Below are 16,732 nucleotides of genomic sequence, written 5' to 3' on the forward strand. Positions count from 1 at the left end.
TCGAGGGTGGGTCAGGTGGGTCAGATTTTCGGGCGTATAAAGGCTTATACATAGAGCATTTCGAATTTTGTTGGTAGTGACCACAAAAATTAGAGTTCAGTTTTCTTATAAGCTTATCTTCTCCTTTTTTTTGACCCACCCTTATTATTATTCTTATATTATATATAAATAACAATAACTTAGGGGTGGGTCAAAAGGTGGGTCAAACGGGTGGGTCAAGGGGTGGGTCAACAAATTTGGCTGACCCACCCTCAACAGTCCGGTGTCATATGAGAGGAATGCAGCGATGACGGAAGACGAAGCCACCGAATTGGCGAGAGCAGCCGCGAAGACGGCGCGGAAACGGAGGCCCAGCAGGCCAGCGCCCATGACCTTGGCGGGCGTGGAAGAGGCGACGCGTGGTTTGGACATGTTGGCTCAGCACGCTAACCCGGAGGCGGTTTTTGTTCTGGTCCGTCTCCGGGCTTTGCTCTCTACCGAACTCAAAAAACAAAGCCAGGCCCGCGCTGCTGGCCGAGCCGAAGCGGTTCGCTTCCTCTATGCCAACTTCTATCGACCGCGAGGGTATGGCGTCAGGGCCGCCGCGAGGGACATCTTAGAAAATTTGGCAGGCATGAAAGCCGGGGCAGAATACCGGGCGGAACCAAAAAGATCAATTTCACGTATCGTACAGTTGAACGGTAAAGCGCCCTCGGAAGGAACGATCAAAAAGGATTTGGAGAATATTGATCTTTCCGATGACTAAAATTTGAAAGGGACTTAGTCGCATTCGAACCGCTATCTTGTTTTTATTGAAAGCGAGATAAAAATGCCAAAAATTGATCAAGACCGATTGCGGAAATACTTCGCCGACGCAGAATCCGCCCACGCTTCACTCATGCGCGCATGGGAAAACGTCAGAACTCTCCGCCGCGAGGCACAGGATGCGGAACTCGCGTTGCAGCGTACTGTCGATGGTGCCCGGCACATCGAGCCCGAAAAACGCGCCGAATCGGCAGACCCGCGACCTGACACTGTTCAAGCGGCGAAAAAAGCCCTGAAAATTGCGCTGGACCGCGTTGCCCGTGCCGAGGCTGCACGTGAAAGTCTCGAAGACCGCTGGCACCACGCGTCGCGTTTGAAAACAAGCGTGGCCAATTATGCCCGCGCTCATGACGCGCTCCCCGCTGACCTCTTGGAGATTTGAAAATGGCGAAATCTACTATCTTGGACCGCGTTTCAGCTGCATTCTCCGCGCAGGCCAAAGCATCTGCAGCCCTTCGGTCTGATCTCGACCAGTTGGACGCGGAAATCATCGCGACATCAAACCAATTGGCCTCTCTTCGAGACGCGCCTGTCGACCGCGCCGAAATCGAGCAGCGCGTTGACGCATTTCTTCTCGAAGCGGAAACCAATGCGCGCCTCAACGTTTCATTCGGTTCCATCTCTCTGGCTTCAGGCTCGGTGGCGGCATCTGGGATTGCAGCCGTGGTATCTTCCAGCCGAACGGACATAGCTTTCGGCGGTCTCATCGTGCTCGGTTTTCGGGAGCAAATCCGCGAGCGCATCATCGCCGAAGCCATCGAAGCCGCCCCCGGCAAGCCGATATCGTTCGCGGAGCGTGAGGACCAGACCGAACGCCTGAAGGTTGAACTTTCTAAGTTGGAGCGCATTCGGGAATCCATCTCACGTGAAGCAGAAAAACACGGGCTAACGGTTCACCGCAGCGAATTCGCTGACCCCGCCGCCCTGCTGGCTCCGGATGGGGAGGTTTGACATGGAGGACGTGAATTACCTCATGGCGGCTAAGCCACGGGTACGATGGGCAGTTCGCACCGCCCATCGTGAAATCAAGCGCTTGCAGCACGGCATTAGCCATCCGTTGGACATCAACATCACCCGCAATTTGATCGCTAAAGCTTTTGCCGCGCAAAACCTGGCCTTCAAAGAAATAGCGGAGGCCTCAAATGGCTGAGGTTATTCTGATCCTTTTGGCGGGTGTGATGCTCGCCAACGCTGTGGCGATGCACCGCAGCCCTGCCCAAGTCGAGCCTCGGTCGCGGCTCCGCGTCAGCAATAAGCGAAAGCGCCATCCAATTGTAAGGTCACCGGCACTCCCGTCTTCGTTGTGGGAGATGCCAGGCTTCACCAATGTTACCAAAAAGGCATCTGCACATGACTGAAACCACCGAAACGCAGCGCCGAGAGTTCATGAAAAGCGTTCGCGCGCATGGGAAAACGTCTCCCGTTGCAATCAAGACGGAAGCCAAGATCAGCCGTTCTGCCCTATGGACGAAGGCGATGAAAGTAGCCGCCTCAGGCCCACGTGTGAGAGTCGAGGGCGACTGACAAAGTTCGGGGTGTCGTTCCTTGGCACCCCACGCGCCGCCAGGTGTATGCCCTTGCCCCTGGCGGCGTCTTCTTTCTCAATCGATTGATTTACTTACATAAAAAGTCATGGGTCCTTCCTGACGTACCAACCTATGCGGGGGACGTGGCCGCGCAAGCTTTCGTTAGCGGTAGCGCCCTGAGACTTAATGGTTAATTCGCTGAGCGAAACTGGAATGAGCACTGCAATGCAAGCCACTGATTCAAAAAAGAAAATCAGTCTTACGGAATCGAAAAGCGATTTCGCTAGAAGGTTAAATGTCACCCCGGCTTATGTCTCCAAATTGGTTGGACGAGGCTTGCCGATTGTTGACGGGAAAGTCCCAATCGAATCCGCCCAGAAATGGATGCGGGAAAATACCGCTGCCGCGCCAGGCCGACCTAAAGGATCAAACGGTACCGGCATCGATCTTGAAACGGCCCGCGTCGAGCTCGTCCAACTCCAGAGCGAAAGAGCGCGGCTCGATAACGCCAAGCTTCGTGGAGAGTTGGTGCCGGTCGAGGAAGTAAAGAAGGCCATGCGCGCGGCATCCCGGACGACTCGCGACATGTTTATCAATTTTTCTTCGCGCCACGGTGCCGAAATCGCCGGGGAAATCGGAGTGGACCCCGGCACCTTCATCGGCATCTTAGAAACCCACATACGAACCGCGTTGAATGAAGCCGCCGATAAGCCAGGCGTTTTTGAGGACAGGAAATGACGAAGCCGCCATCGGAGCCCGCCAAAAATGAATATAATTTGAGCGACCAGCGGACAGCAATGGCCGCGCTGGACCGGGAGCGGGTAACGCACGGAATGAGCTTGGGAGATATGGAGGAAAAATCGGGGGTGTCCGTCAACTCCGTTTATGCTTGGCGGAACTGCCAACGTTCGCCCCACCTCTGTAATATCGTCGCCATCGCCGAAACCTTCGGGTTCGAAGTTGTGATGCGTCGGAAGACCCCACTTTAGCGGGATCCGTGAATGACTGGCCGGTTTTGACCAGCTAGACTTCACGGAAATGGGGTCGAGCCGGATGCAAAAAATGCTCTTGAAATATGAGGAAGTCGCGGAGGTCTTTTCGGTTTCAAACCGGACTCTCAGGAGATGGGTGCGTGAGGGGCAGGGGTTTCCCAGTCCCATAAAAGTTGGACGCGCAAAGCGCTTCGATGCTGACGAGTTGACCGCCTATGTCGAGCGTCGCCTGCGTCAAAGAGGCGGGAAATAAATGGCAGCGAACGCCGAAGCCACAGTTACACTTAGCCTTATAGACAAGGTCACCGGTCCAATAAAGCGGCTTGGTGCTCGTCTCTCCGCCCTCACAAACAAGCTTGGATTTCAACGTATCAGCAAAGCGGCTTCCAGCTTCGGGAAGTCCATTGTTGGTTTGGGGGATGGTCTCGCCCGGACCTCCGGACGGCTGGCCGCCTTCCTTGGTCTTCTCGGTGCTGGTGGTGCTGGGGCGATTGCGTCGGCATACGGGTTGGCGAAGAGCACGGCAGACATCGGCGCTGAAATCGGCGAGACCGCTGGAAAGCTTGGCATCGGTGTCGAAGCGCTGCAGGAATATCGGTACGCCGCCAAAATGAGTGGCGTGGAAACGGCGGCCTTTGATAAAGGCGTCGAGAAGCTTGGCATCAACGCGGTGGAAGCTGCGAAGGGCAACAAGCAAATGGCGGCGGCCTTCAAAGACCTCGGCGTTGAAGTCAAGGGTGCCAAAGGAGAGATGCGGTCTACCGAAGACATCCTCGATGACACCATGTTGGCCCTGACCAAGATCAAAGACCCGTTGAAGCGCAACGCTTTGGCCTTCAAGCTTTTCGGCAAATCTGGCGTCGAGCTCACTAAAATCCTTGCAGACGGCGCGACTGGCGTCAGGGAATTGCGGGAAGAAGCCCGCGAACTCGGCTTTGTGTTTTCAGACGCCGCCACTAAAGCCGGTGGAGAATTCGGCGACAACATCGACCGTCTCAAAATCCGGTTCGAGGGTCTCCGATACTTGATCGGAAACAACCTTATTCCGGTCTTCAACGAAGCCATCGTCGGAATCAACGAGTGGGCAAAAGCCAATATTGGGTTGATCCGCTCCACCATTACCGAATGGGTTGGAAAACTAAGTCGCCTCGTCCGCGACCTCATTGATCCTACTTCTGATGTCCGGGTAGCTTTCGCCGATCTTTCTAAAACGCTCTCAAATGTGGCTGGTTACATCAAACCGCTTATTGACCGCTTCGGCGCGATGAATACGGCTCTGGCAACCATTGCCTTGTGGATCACGGGGCCGCTTCTCGCTGCCCTTGCCGTGCTTGGCGTTGCCTTTGTGAAGCTTGGCTTCGCCATCCTGTCCACTCCGTTTGGCTGGATACTGGCCGCCGTAGCAGCATTGGGTGCCGCCGCCTATGTGCTGTATCAGCGTTGGGATGAATTCGTTGCCTATTGGGGGGATATTTGGACGCGCGTAAAAGCTGCGTTTGATAAGGGATTCATCCAAGGCATCATCACGGCTTTGACGGAATTCAACCCGGTCACCCACATCGCGCGTGGCATCAATGAGGTCATCAAATACTTCACCAGTATTGACCTATCCGTTTATGCAAAAGTGATGATTGAGAGCTTGGCTCGCGGGTTGGAGGCCGGTTGGGCTGCGGTAAGTGAATGGATATCTGAAAAGATGAAGTCGATAACGGAATCGATTTCCGGTTTTTCGACCATCGCTTATCAAGCCGGTTCGGCGATTGTGAATTCATTGTGGGACGGCCTGAAAGAAAAGTGGGCGGACGTGGTGTCTTGGTTCCGGACATCTATCAATGATCTTTTGTCATTCCTCCCTGAATCCGTGCGTTCGAAGATGGGCTTTGATATCAGCGCCCCGAAGCCACCGGAGCCGCAAAACGACAACGGCGTCCCGAATGGCTCTTGGGGCGACAACGCGCCTAGGCCTGGTGACGGTCTCCCGCCGCCTGGCAATGACAACAAACCGGCCCCGCCAGGCGCAAGCTCGTACTCGTCTTCTGGGTCGCCTATCAAGGATGCCGTTGCCGCTGCGGCAAAAGCCACGGATGCCGCCGCTTCAGCCGCGAAAACAGCTACAGAGGCCGGTTCTAAAATGGGGTCAATGTTCACCCCGGCCCCACCAAAGGACAATGGCGTCCCGAATGGCTCTTGGGGCGACAACAATGGTGCCGAAATTGTTGCTGGGGATACCAACGTGACAACTAGCATCACGGCTCCCATCTCGATCACCGTGAAAACCGACGCGGCCCCTGGCGACATCGCAGCCGCCGTCCGCCGCGAGCTTGATGGTGTGGCTAAGCGCGCCGCGTCTTCCAGAGGAAGCCACCTCAATGACTGATCAAAAACGCATCTACATCGCACCATCTATCTTACGGATTGACGACGTTGCTTCCGGCAATGGTGAGGCCACGGCTATTCAATTCCGCTCTGTTGATGAGGTCGCCACTGTCGTCATCGGCATGCTGTATCAAAACGCAATGGAGAAAATTGAGACGATACACCAGAGTGGGCCGCTAGCCATTATCACTGCACCCTGCTTTGGCGTGTGCCCTCACACTGGCGGTCCCGTACGTTCTGGTTTCATCGGCACTCCCAAAGAAATCGCGGCTATCAACTTGAAATGGAATCCACCATTGCTGGATGATCTTGATCCGGAGATAATTCCGGGGCACGAATCCGTTGCATTTGTGTGGAGCGTTATGCGCATCGAGCATGCCCGCGAAGCCATGGCTTTCATGGAAGGAAAAGATTGGACGTGTGTCACGGCTAGAATAGGCCACGGTCCGGACGATGTCCGTTGCGTTGTTGTACCGGGGCAACCGTTTCAGGTGCAGGGCGAGATTGATGCAGCAAAAGTCGCGCATCGTCCGCTCGTCGTCTGGTTACAGCGTCGTATAGGTTGCCAACATCGAAAAACCGGCGTGCCGCTTTACACCGGAACGCTGCAGCCACTCAGGGGAAACCACTTTGCAAATTCGTAGAGCTTTATTTGTCGCAATTCTGACCGCTATTGCATCAGGCATTTCGGTTGAGGCCGCAGAAATCACAGGCCGCGCAAGCGTTGTCGATGGCGATACACTTGATATCGGAGGTCAACGCATCCGTCTCAATGGAATCGATGCGCCGGAAAGTGCGCAGACTTGCCAGGATAGCGATGGCGCAACGTACCGATGCGGAAAGAAGGCAGCTTTTGCACTGGACGACTTCCTTGCGGCTTCACGTCCCACGCGGTGTGTTGAAATGGACCGGGATCGTTACAAGCGTGTTGTTGCCGTGTGTCATCGAGCAGACGGGACCGATGTAAATTCGTGGCTGGTTCGCCAAGGATGGGCGGTTGATTGGGAGCGGTACTCAAAAGGAAAATATCGCGTAGACCAACAAGCCGCCCAAAAAGGGCGGCTCGGTATATGGTCCGGTCAGTTTGAGACGCCATGTGTATATCGCGCTCTTAAAGCTGGCAGGCAACCGAACTGTTGAAACACAAACACAGATTGACTGTGAATAACCTAAAAAAGTCAGGGGTTGTGGCCCACCTAAGTTGCAAAATTGCTCAGCCGATGATCTTCCTAGTTTAGTAGGGTCAGTCATGGGTTGGGTAATGCAAAAGGTTTCACACTATCGTCGCGCTATGTGGCCGCTAGAAGGCCGCTCAGTGGAGCAGTTTATAAAGCGGGCGCTTGATAACGCGCCAAATGTATCCGATACCAAATTCATCTATCAAGGCGACGTTACCGCGCAAATTACAATGCGTGACCCGCAAGGGCGTGGATTAGGTCTATACTTCACCTTATTCTCTGAGGGCGGCGCGACGGGAACCGTCGAGAACGGTGGGTCCCGCATCGGTCGAGCTAATGCTCCAGCGGGAACTGAGTTTTTGAAAACTGGGATACATATGATCCTTGAGGGAAACCATCTTGCATTCGTCGCAAATGGCCAAACCAATGACGGTCAAATCACCCGCCTCCTAGCTCAGTTCCTAAATTCTAAGGGAATCGAGGGTGCCGACACGCAGTTTGTCTACATGCCTCGTTCAAACCGGCGGGAGTTAGAACGGCTTCTAAGCGTTGGGGTAAAATCCATTGACTTGGGTGTCACTTCTTTCCTTGTTGCAGCAGAGGAAATGGCTGCAGCAAACCCTCGAAACAATCTTGCGCAACGCGGTGACGCGTTCATGAATGCGGTCCGAGGGCTTTTCGGCGAGGACCGTACGCCAGAAGAGATTGAGGCCGCGAGCGATATCCAGGCTAAGCTGCATTTGGGCTATGATGGTCGGAGCGCAAGTTATCTTGTGCCACAAATTCTCGGTGATCTGGCGACTCAGGTCACGCAAGGCCCGGACGAATTTAAGATCATCACAACGGACGACACCGTCATCACACGCGACAAGTTGGTCATAAAACGGGATGTGAATATCGAAGGCGATGAGATAGCATTGGACCATCAAAGTGCATTTGCGGCCCTTCGAGAATCCCTCTCTGGCTGGCGTGCTACTGGCATCATGGAAGAATAATGGGGACGCGCGGCTATTACATAATTTTTGCTTTTATCGTTTCAATTGCTGCCGCCTACTTCGGAGGAAACCTTCTGAAGGACAGCGACAACGCAATGAACGCGTTGATAAACGTTTTCGCGATTTTGGCTGGTGTACTGGTAGCGGTGATATCTATCGTAGGTGATCCTTCAATGTTGCTGCCAGGCAATTGGAGGGTAGCCTACGTCCATGCCGAAGTTATGCAGAACAAGATTGCAAATTTTTCGCACTTGTTTTTCGTCTACATAGTTTCGCTTTTGTTGCTCGTCGTCGCAATGATCGTGAAAGACGCTAAGCTGACCAACGTCGATTTTATCTACCACCTGATGACATTCTTTTCAGCGTTTGGAATCTTGCTATCTGCGCCGCTGCCCTACAGCTTGATGGCTTTGCAAAAAGAGCGAATGCGTGAGGAAGTTAAAGCCCGCCGGGCGCGATCAAGCAATTCCCAATGCGATTAACTCCGAGCCAAGGCAAGAGGCCGAAAAGTTAGGCCTTCTTTAAGGTGTCAATATGAAACAAGTCGAGTTCATCCACGATGATTATGACCTTGCGAAAAAGTTTGTCCTCAGCCTGCCTCCAAAAATACAGCGAGAGCGTTTTGCTAATTTCAAAAAGTGGACACCAGAGCGTGTCGTAATTGCTAAGTTGGACCATAGGATCGTGGCTATGGCAGATGCTATCGTAACGATTGACGATTCGGCTGCAAATGTCAGTCTATTGGCCCGACCAGAATTCGGCGCTTATGCGATTCGCGCAATGCACGAACTTCGCCGTCGCCTAGATGGGCGAGCCCTATTTTCCACGCTACACCATCCCAAACCTTCTACGATTGCGATTTCGAGGCGATTTTTTGATGAGGTGTTTGATCAAGGTGCATGGGAGATGTCGAGTCACCTAATCAAAACCTATGGCCAAGACAGGTTTTTTCTTCCCCCGCCAATGGCCGTGACAGACAGATTCATGAAGGCTGTCGGTCTGCCACGGGTTAGTTTGCTGAACGAAGGATCACGTCAACAGGTTCTTCGAGTCGCAAAAAATCCAGCAAAAGCGATTCTCAAGACCCCAACTGGCTTTATTTTCGACGGACCACACCTCATGGCGTTGGCTTTTGACGTCGTAGATTTGCCGATGAAACATCGACAATCAATCACTAGAATGAATCTGCTGAGTATGACGGCGGCCAAAGGATTATCTGTTTCTCCAGAGATGGTTGGGAAAGTGGTTGATCCAAGGTCTCTAGGCCAGTTTTTAGACCACGTAAAAGCGCGTGATGTTGAAGGTGACCTAAGCGGCTGTTTCGAAATAGAAGCCCAGAATATAAGCATAGAGGGAGCGCTACGAACGCTCCAAGGGAAACCGGCATTGCCCGGTTTGCCTTCTGGACGACGTGCCGGACAATCCTGAGTCCCTCCGAAAGGGCTGTACCCGCTCATAAACCCCTTTGATGATTTGACAGTACCAATTCGAAAATCAGCCACGATTCTAGGAGCGTGTGTAAAACACTGTGAATACGAATAAACAGGATGCGGTGGGGTAATGGGTGGGGTGCGGGGTGCCGCAAGCCAAAAAACGATGAAATATCAAGGGGTAATGGCGGAGAGGATGGGATTCGAACCCACGATACGCTTTTGACGTATACTCCCTTAGCAGGGGAGCGCCTTCGACCACTCGGCCACCTCTCCGGTGCCGCCTGATTATTGCGTAAAAAAATCGAATGCAAGGCCTTATTCTATAAAGAGGTGAAAAAGACCGCTTTCCGCACGGTGTTTATGACAGCGAGATGCGCGCACAAGCTGGAAGACGTCGATTCCAGCGAGTCGGGCAGGGCCAATCCAATCTGCCGATTCTGCCGTTGGACGGTGCGGCTGCGGTCATGGATCGGGTCGCGGGGTGGTGCCAAGCGTTGTTGAGTGGAGCCCGTATGAGCGCCCAGGCATCTCTATACAGTCTGCGCGCTTGGTGAAGCCGCCTCTGGCCGTTACCGCTGGACGACTGTAAGTGGCGGATTCGAAAGGCGTTTTTTAACACTCTGTAAACTTTTACCCATCTTCACAGACCGTAATGTGTTTTTTCAGCAACATCTTAAAATGAAGCGGGTGGGGAAAAGCGTCATATCAGCGTTTGCCGATTGCAAGCGCGCCAACCTTCCGTATTTTCAGCAACGGAAGCGAGGCGGTGGATCGTCCGTTTTCGAGAACACGGGAATGGGGCAGGGAATGCTGTCCTTCAGCTTAAGAACCCAGACCCTTTTGAAACTTGACTGGAGGTCAACATGAACATTAAGAGCCTTTTGATCGGCTCCGCTGCCGCTCTCGCAGCAGTATCTGGCGCACAGGCTGCCGACGCTATCGTCGCTGCTGAGCCAGAGCCACTTGAATACGTTCGCGTTTGCGACGCTTTCGGCACAGGCTTCTTCTACATTCCTGGCACCGAAACCTGCCTGAAGTTCACAGGTTACGTTCGTTTCCAGACCGACTTCGGCCGTGACCGTTCGGGTACGTCTGATTGGGATTCGTTCACACGCGCCCAGTTCGAAGTTGACACACGCACAGACACCGAACTCGGCGCACTGCGCGGCTTCATCGGCTTCCGTGGCAATGCTGACAACGGCGCTTCCACTTCTTCTTCCGTATTCGTTGACCAGGCGTTCATCGAACTCGGCGGCCTGAAGGTCGGTAAGTTCTACAACTGGTGGGACGATGGTCTCTCTGGCGAATCTGACGAACTGTCCACAAACGCACTCTTCAACTCCATTCGTTACACATACGACGCAGGCTCTTTCTGGGCTGGCGTTTCGGTTGACGAACTCGAAGGCTTGAACTCGCAGCTCGTTAACGTCACTGGTCCTTCAGTCGGCGGCATTTTCCCATTGTCTCAGGAAGCTGACAACAACGTTGGTATCTCTGCTGGCGTTGGTGCGAAGCTCGGTGCAGCAACACTTCAGCTGATCGGCGGCTATGACGTTGACCAGGAAGAAGGCGCTGTTCGTCTGATCGCTACTGCTGAAATCGGTCCTGGCACACTCGGCCTGGCTGGCGTTTGGGCATCCGGCGGTAACGCTTACTACTCTGAATCTGAGTGGGCCGTTGCAGCTGAATACGCAATCAAGGCAACCGACAAGCTGACAATCACTCCAGGCGGCCAGTACTACGGCAACGTGTCTGACACGATTGCTCTCGGCACAGTTAGCCCGCTCGGCGTATTCACGCAGACCGGCACAGCTCGCCGTGGCGACGATTTCTCCAGCCGCGACGCATGGACAGCTGGCGTAACTGTTGATTACAAAATCACAGACGGCCTGACCACCAAGGTTGCAGTTAACTACAACGACGAAGACAACCGTGACGACCAGGTTTCTGGCTTCGTTCGTCTTCAGCGTAACTTCTAATCTGATCTAACTTCGGTTAGTGATGGAAAACCCGGCTTTCGAGCCGGGTTTTTTCGTTTGTGGACGGGACGAAGAGCAATTAAAATGCCTTTCTTCTGATGCGTCGCAAGGTCTTTGGGTGATGCGGCCTGTGACCAACGGGCAACATGCTGACATCAAGGATATGCATATCGGCTAAATTAACCGTTCAGTGTTTGCGCGAATCCCCCGCTTCGTTTTAATTAGGTCCAAGCGCAGCATTCAGGAAGAACGCTGCCATATCGAATTCGAGACGGGAAACACAATGAACATCAAGAGCCTTCTGATCGGTTCCGCTGCAGCGCTCGCAGCAGTATCTGGCGCCCAGGCTGCCGACGCTATCGTTGCAGCAGAGCCAGAGCCACTTGAATACGTTCGCGTTTGCGACGCTTTCGGCACAGGCTTCTTCTACATTCCAGGCACTGAAACCTGCCTGAAGTTTGGTGGTTACATCCGTTTCCAGCGCGATTTCGGCCGTGACCTGTCCGGCACGTCCGATTGGGATTCGTTCACACGCGCCCAGTTCGAAGTCGACACACGCACAGACACCGAACTCGGCGCACTGCGCGGCTTCATCGGTTTTCGTGGCAATGCCGACAATGGCCTGGCAAGCTCGTCTTCCGTGTTCGTTGATCAGGCGTTCATCGAGCTCGGCGGCCTGAAGGTCGGTAAGTTCTACAACTGGTGGGACGATGGTCTCTCTGGCGAAGCCGACGTTCTGTCGCAGAACGCACTCTTCAACTCCGTTCGTTACACATACGACGCAGGCTCCTTCTGGGCTGGCGTTTCGGCTGACGAGCTCGAAGGCACGAATTCTGGTATCGCCCGTGTTGAGGGCAATGCTGTGACGCAGGAAGCTGACAACAACGTCGGTATTTCCGCTGGCCTCGGCACAAAGCTCGGCGGTGCGAGCCTTCAGCTGATCGGCGGCTATGATGTCGACCAGGAAGAAGGCGCTGTTCGTCTGATCGGCACTGCCGAAATCGGTCCTGGCACACTTGGCCTGGCTGGCGTCTGGGCATCCGGCGGCAACGCTTACTACAACCAGTCCGAATGGGCTGTTGCAGCCGAATACGCGATCAAGGCAACCGAGAAGCTGACGATCACGCCTGGCGGCCAGTACTTCGGCAGCGTGGCAGACTCGGCCATCGTTTCTGCAAATGGCGTTGGCGTCGGCACGGCGATCTCCGGTGGTTCCATTCGCCGCGGCGACGACTTTTCCAACCGTGACGCTTGGCAGGCTGGTGTGACCTTCGATTACCAGATCACGCAGGGTCTCTCTACAAAGGTTGCCGTCAACTATTACGACGAAGACAATCGTGACGATCAGGTCAACGGTCTCGTTCGCCTTCAGCGTTCATTCTGATCTGATCTACGTCTGTTCTTGAGCGAAAACCCGGCTTTCGAGCCGGGTTTTTTCGTTTGTCCGCCACCAAGTCACTTCAGATCGTGAGAATATTTTCTGAGAACTGATTCTAGTGGTCCGCGAATCACTGCCATCAGTCGACGATCTCGGCCCACTTCGACCGGTCGCAGCTGTGAGTCCCGCCCATTTTTCGTCCAGATACGTCAGCGGTCTCTTAAGAGCTGATTAACACTTTGACCGTCGTGCGGTTGATTTGTGTCGAACTTGCAACAGCATGAGGGCAACGATGCGGTTGAAGTGCTAAATCACTCGCATCAAGATTGCGCGACTCTGCGTGAATGGTTTTAATCCAGTTCAAGAGCAGCAACATTCCCACCCGCTGCTTTACCGAATTGACTTGGAGGTCACCATGAACATTAAGAGCTTTCTGATCGGCTCCGCTGCAGCACTCGCAGCAGTATCCGGCGCACAGGCAGCAGACGCCATCGTCGCTGCAGAACCTGAGCCACTTGAGTACGTTCGCGTTTGCGACGCTTTCGGCACAGGCTTCTTCTACATTCCAGGCACTGAAACCTGCTTGAAGTTCTCTGGTTACATTCGTTTCCAGACAGATTTCGGTCGCGACGAATCCGGCACATCTGATTGGGATTCCTTCACACGCGCTCAGTTCAACGTTGACACACGCACAGACACCGAACTCGGCGCACTGCGTGGCTTCATCGAGTTCCGCGCCGATGCAGACGGCGGCAGCGCAGCTTCTTCCGGTGTTGAAGCTCGTCAGGCATTCATCGAACTCGGTGGCCTGCGCGTTGGTAAGTTCTACAGCTGGTGGGACGACGATCTGAACGGCGAAACAGACCTTCTGTCTTCCAACACCCTGTTCAACTCCATCCGTTACACCTACGATGCAGGCTCTTTCTGGGCTGGCGTTTCGGTTGACGAACTTGAAGGCCTGAACGGTCAGCTCGCTCGTCGCGTTGGTCCATCTGGTCTCCCAGGCATCGACATCTACTCCCAGGAAGCCGACAACAACGTTGGTATCACAGCTGGCGTTGGCGCAAAGTTCGGCGCAGCTACTCTTCAGGTCATCGGCTCTTACGACGTAGACCAGGAAGAAGGCGCTATCCGCGCTATGATGTTTGCTGACATCGGTCCTGGCACACTCGGCCTGGCTGGCGTTTACGCATCCGGCGGTAACGCTTACTACGCACTGTCTGAGTGGACTGTTGCTGCTGAATACGCCATCAAGGCAACCGACAAGCTGACAATCACACCAGCTGCTCAGTACCTTGCCAACGTTTCTGACGACGTCGTTCTCGGCACTGTCACCAACGGCGCATTCGTAGCAGGATCCACAGTTACTCGTGGCGACGACTGGTCGAGCCGCGATGCTTGGACGGCTGGCGTAACGGTTGATTACAAAATCACCGACGGCCTGACAACGAAGGTGACTGCAAATTACTACGACGAAGACGACCAAGACGATCAGGTCACCGGCTTCGTTCGCCTTCAGCGCGACTTCTAATCTGATCTGACTTTCCAAGTCATTCAGGAAAACCCGGCTTTCGAGCCGGGTTTTTTGTTTTTGTGATTTGTGGCAGCTGGTCACGCAGGACACAAAAAAAGCGCCGGCAGACCGGCGCTTTATTCGTTGTTAATCTTGCTTGAAGGTTTAACCGGATCTGCCGTTCCGCAGATCGCTGATGATATCTGCTTTCTGGCCCAGCCGTGTCTTGTAGACTTGATAGTTCTCCATCACCCGCTGAACATAGTTGCGGGTTTCGGGGAAGGGGATACGCTCGATCCAGTCCACCACATCGTCGATGGGCTTGCCGCGCGGGTCACCATACCGGGCAATCCATTCGGGAACACGCTTTGGGCCTGCATTATAGGCAATGAAGGTCAGAATGTAGGAGCCGCCGAAGCTGTCGATTTGCTCGCCCAGATAATGTGCGCCGAGTGTGGCGTTGTAACCGGCATCCGTGGTGAGCTTCGCCTGTGTGAAATCCATTCCATGGCGGCTGGCCACGCCTTTCGCAGTCCCCGGTAGGAGTTGCAGAAGTCCGCGTGCATTGGCAGGGGAGACGGCTGCGGGATTGAAGGCGCTTTCCTGTCTGGCGATGGCGTAAGCCAAGGCTTTACCGGAGCCGGAAATGTTGGCGCTGCCCGGAATAACGCCGATCGGGTAGGCAAGGGCGGCCGCATCGATGCCGCGGCTGAAGGCTGTCTTGCCGATCTGGAGCGAAACCTGGTGGTTGTTGTTGGCTTCCGCGCGCGTCGCAAGGATCGCCAATTCGCCCGGACTGTCCATCTGTTCGGCCAGAGCCCGGTAGAGACTATCGGCGCGCCAGCTGTAACCCGCCGCCTCCAAGCGCTCGATGGCGCGCACGGCTTCACGATCGGCAAAGGTCTGCCGGTCGCTATCTGTCGGGGAGGGGTAGGTGACGTTGATCGTCGTCTTGCCGATTCGGGCCGCCGCGAGTTGGCCATAAAATGTGCCCGGATTGGCCGATGCCTTGGTGAAATAGTCCCGCGCGTCGCCCGGTCCGCCAGCTTCAGCGGCGCGACCAAGCCAATAATAGGCGCGTGATGCCGAGAGCGGGCGGTTGGAGGCCTGCAAAAGCGCGTTGAAGTGTTTGGCCGCAGACGCGGGATCTTGCAGCGCGCGCAATGCGTACCAACCCGCATGAAATTCAGCATCGGCAATATCCACCGGTGATGTCGCATTGTGATTGGCGACGATACGGTACGCCTGTTTGAAATCCCCGAGGTCTGCGACGCCGCGCGCAACGATGCGCCGCTCGTTCCACCACTCCCCAGGGTCGCCTAGCTTGGCTGCGTCCTTCGGCGCCTGCTCAAAGAGGGCAGCGGCCTCCTTGTATTTTTGTTGAAGGCGAAGATTTTCGATACGTGCGAACAGGTAGGCAGGGTCTTGGCGAAGCGCGGTCGGAACCGCGTTAAGCGCCACAGTCGCAGTCTTCGACCTTTGCAGAACGGCCGACCAGGCCGTATAAAGCGGTTGCACCTTGCCCAGATCACCAAAGCGTTTTGCCTGGTCTACACGGTCGCGGTACATCAGGTAGTCCATTCGCGCCTTGTGATCGGCAACCGAAAGAAGCGCGGAAAACTGGCCCATGACACGGTCTTCAAGACCCGTGTTCATGGTTTCACTTGTCCAGAGACGGCGAATGAGCGTTTGTGCCTGATCAGCATGGCCAGAGCCGTCGAAGGCGTTGGCGAGCGCCAATGTCCCCTCTGGCGTTTCCGGCGCGGTCGTTGCGAAATAGGCGATAACCTCGGAAGTCTCAGGGTTTTCGCGCAGCATCGCGCGTTCCGAATTGGCACGAAGGGTGGTAATCCCCGGCCAACCCTTCAGCACGCTCTGGGCAGCGATGATCTCGCTCGAAGGCACGTCTCTTTGTCCGGAAATCGCAATCGCCCATGTCAGGATATGCCGGTCCAGGCTGGTCATGGGGAGAGCGTTGCGGATGGTCATCGCCCGCGTGGCATCGCGGCTCGACAAGGCGTCAAGCCCGGCTTTCAGATCCGACACATCGAGCGGCCTGTTGGGCCGGATGATTGACCCGGTCACGTCGGGGGTGGCTGGCAGGAAGGCAGGAACTGCGGGAGTATTGGGTTTCATGTAGGGCAGGGGTTCCATGCCATCGGGTGACGGACCCGCCCATGCGCTCCAGACCGTTGCGGCAAGACCGGCGGCCAACAGACCAAAAGCTGTTTTCTTCATGCCCCTACTCGCGATGTCAGGGTGGCTGATTTTGGCCACGCAAAGTTAAAGTTCAGGCGCCGCGCGTGTCGTCGAACCGAATTTTCCGGCTCGGTGTCGGGGCGGACAACGTGTCTTCCATTAGCCGCTTTCAGCATTAACGAAACCTTACTGAACTCCATCGCTTCAGATCAAATTTAGGTCAGTGTCGAGCCTTTACAAGCTTTCGCCTTCATCTTGGCTGTAGCGTGCGTCTGGTCGTCTTTTCGCCCAAACTATTTGCTTTCAACACATCAAAAGGCGCTGTTAACAGCTTGTCGGTAGCTTTGCCCCACACTAAT

18 protein-coding genes and 1 tRNA gene are annotated in these 16,732 nt (G+C 54.8%); 17 read left to right on the forward strand and 2 right to left on the reverse strand.

The genetic code is table 11. The features are described 5' to 3' along the window. Nucleotides 1–286 precede the first annotated feature (286 nt). From RMR21_RS04345 to RMR21_RS04410, 14 genes are all read left to right on the forward strand, one after another. Nucleotides 287–745, forward strand: a complete 459-nt coding sequence (locus RMR21_RS04345; RefSeq protein WP_498669490.1) for a hypothetical protein — start codon at nt 287–289, stop codon at nt 743–745. 63 nt (nt 746–808) lie between these two features. Next, nucleotides 809–1,186 (forward strand): hypothetical protein, encoded by a 378-nt coding sequence (locus RMR21_RS04350; protein ID WP_498669491.1) that lies wholly within the window; start codon nt 809–811, stop codon nt 1,184–1,186. A 2-nt stretch (nt 1,187–1,188) separates the two neighbouring features. Next, entirely contained in the window at nt 1,189–1,755 is a 567-nt protein-coding gene (locus RMR21_RS04355) for a hypothetical protein (protein ID WP_498669492.1), read from the forward strand. Between the two features lies 1 nt (nt 1,756). After that, nucleotides 1,757–1,954 carry a hypothetical protein gene (locus tag RMR21_RS04360; RefSeq protein ID WP_498669493.1) on the forward strand — a complete coding sequence of 66 codons (198 nt, stop codon included), beginning with the start codon at nt 1,757–1,759 and terminating at the stop codon, nt 1,952–1,954. Between the two features lie 200 nt (nt 1,955–2,154). Further along, nucleotides 2,155–2,328: a hypothetical protein gene (locus RMR21_RS04365; protein ID WP_498669494.1), complete on the forward strand. Its 174-nt coding sequence runs from the start codon at nt 2,155–2,157 to the stop codon at nt 2,326–2,328. Between the two features lie 215 nt (nt 2,329–2,543). Next, on the forward strand, nt 2,544–3,068 hold the full coding sequence (locus RMR21_RS04370) for a hypothetical protein (RefSeq protein ID WP_498669495.1): 525 nt from the start codon (nt 2,544–2,546) through the stop codon (nt 3,066–3,068). Beyond that, nucleotides 3,065–3,319, forward strand: a complete 255-nt coding sequence (locus RMR21_RS04375) for a helix-turn-helix domain-containing protein (RefSeq protein WP_498669496.1) — start codon at nt 3,065–3,067, stop codon at nt 3,317–3,319. The genes RMR21_RS04370 and RMR21_RS04375 overlap by 4 nt, the downstream gene beginning before the upstream one ends. Nucleotides 3,320–3,392: 73 nt before the next feature. Beyond that, the gene (locus RMR21_RS04380) at nt 3,393–3,575 is read left to right on the forward strand and encodes a helix-turn-helix transcriptional regulator (protein WP_498669497.1); all 183 of its coding nucleotides are present in this window, start codon (nt 3,393–3,395) and stop codon (nt 3,573–3,575) included. Then, entirely contained in the window at nt 3,576–5,699 is a 2,124-nt protein-coding gene (locus RMR21_RS04385) for a phage tail tape measure protein (protein WP_498669498.1), read from the forward strand. It begins immediately after the preceding gene. Then, complete coding sequence (locus tag RMR21_RS04390) at nt 5,692–6,342, forward strand: hypothetical protein (RefSeq protein ID WP_498669499.1); 651 nt, start codon at nt 5,692–5,694, stop codon at nt 6,340–6,342. Before RMR21_RS04385 ends, RMR21_RS04390 begins: the two co-directional genes overlap by 8 nt. Then, a complete protein-coding gene (locus tag RMR21_RS04395; protein WP_498669500.1) occupies nt 6,329–6,838 on the forward strand; it encodes a thermonuclease family protein in 510 nt (169 codons plus the stop codon). Before RMR21_RS04390 ends, RMR21_RS04395 begins: the two co-directional genes overlap by 14 nt. 121 nt (nt 6,839–6,959) lie before the next feature. After that, entirely contained in the window at nt 6,960–7,871 is a 912-nt protein-coding gene (locus RMR21_RS04400) for a hypothetical protein (RefSeq protein WP_498669501.1), read from the forward strand. Next, on the forward strand, nt 7,871–8,353 hold the full coding sequence (locus tag RMR21_RS04405; protein ID WP_498669502.1) for a hypothetical protein: 483 nt from the start codon (nt 7,871–7,873) through the stop codon (nt 8,351–8,353). Before RMR21_RS04400 ends, RMR21_RS04405 begins: the two co-directional genes overlap by 1 nt. Before the next feature lie 52 nt (nt 8,354–8,405). Beyond that, entirely contained in the window at nt 8,406–9,299 is an 894-nt protein-coding gene (locus RMR21_RS04410; protein ID WP_498669503.1) for a hypothetical protein, read from the forward strand. Nucleotides 9,300–9,486: 187 nt separating this feature from the next. On the opposite strand, the gene RMR21_RS04415 is transcribed toward RMR21_RS04410, so the two are convergent. Next, a tRNA-Ser gene (locus RMR21_RS04415) sits at nt 9,487–9,577 on the reverse strand. Between the two features lie 590 nt (nt 9,578–10,167). Here RMR21_RS04415 and RMR21_RS04420 point away from each other — a divergent pair. From RMR21_RS04420 to RMR21_RS04430, 3 genes are all read left to right on the forward strand, one after another. After that, nucleotides 10,168–11,283: a porin gene (locus tag RMR21_RS04420; protein ID WP_498669504.1), complete on the forward strand. Its 1,116-nt coding sequence runs from the start codon at nt 10,168–10,170 to the stop codon at nt 11,281–11,283. Nucleotides 11,284–11,566: 283 nt separating this feature from the next. After that, nucleotides 11,567–12,667 carry a porin gene (locus RMR21_RS04425; protein ID WP_498669505.1) on the forward strand — a complete coding sequence of 367 codons (1,101 nt, stop codon included), beginning with the start codon at nt 11,567–11,569 and terminating at the stop codon, nt 12,665–12,667. Nucleotides 12,668–13,076: 409 nt separating this feature from the next. Beyond that, the gene (locus RMR21_RS04430; protein ID WP_498669506.1) at nt 13,077–14,192 is read left to right on the forward strand and encodes a porin; all 1,116 of its coding nucleotides are present in this window, start codon (nt 13,077–13,079) and stop codon (nt 14,190–14,192) included. 147 nt (nt 14,193–14,339) lie between these two features. Here the strand turns inward: RMR21_RS04430 and RMR21_RS04435 are convergent, their stop codons facing one another. Continuing rightward, nucleotides 14,340–16,412: a transglycosylase SLT domain-containing protein gene (locus RMR21_RS04435; protein ID WP_498669507.1), complete on the reverse strand. Its 2,073-nt coding sequence runs from the start codon at nt 16,410–16,412 to the stop codon at nt 14,340–14,342. Nucleotides 16,413–16,732 lie beyond the last annotated feature (320 nt).

The organism is Agrobacterium sp. rho-8.1 (assembly GCF_033957725.1).
Classification (GTDB): Bacteria; Pseudomonadota; Alphaproteobacteria; order Rhizobiales; family Rhizobiaceae; genus Agrobacterium.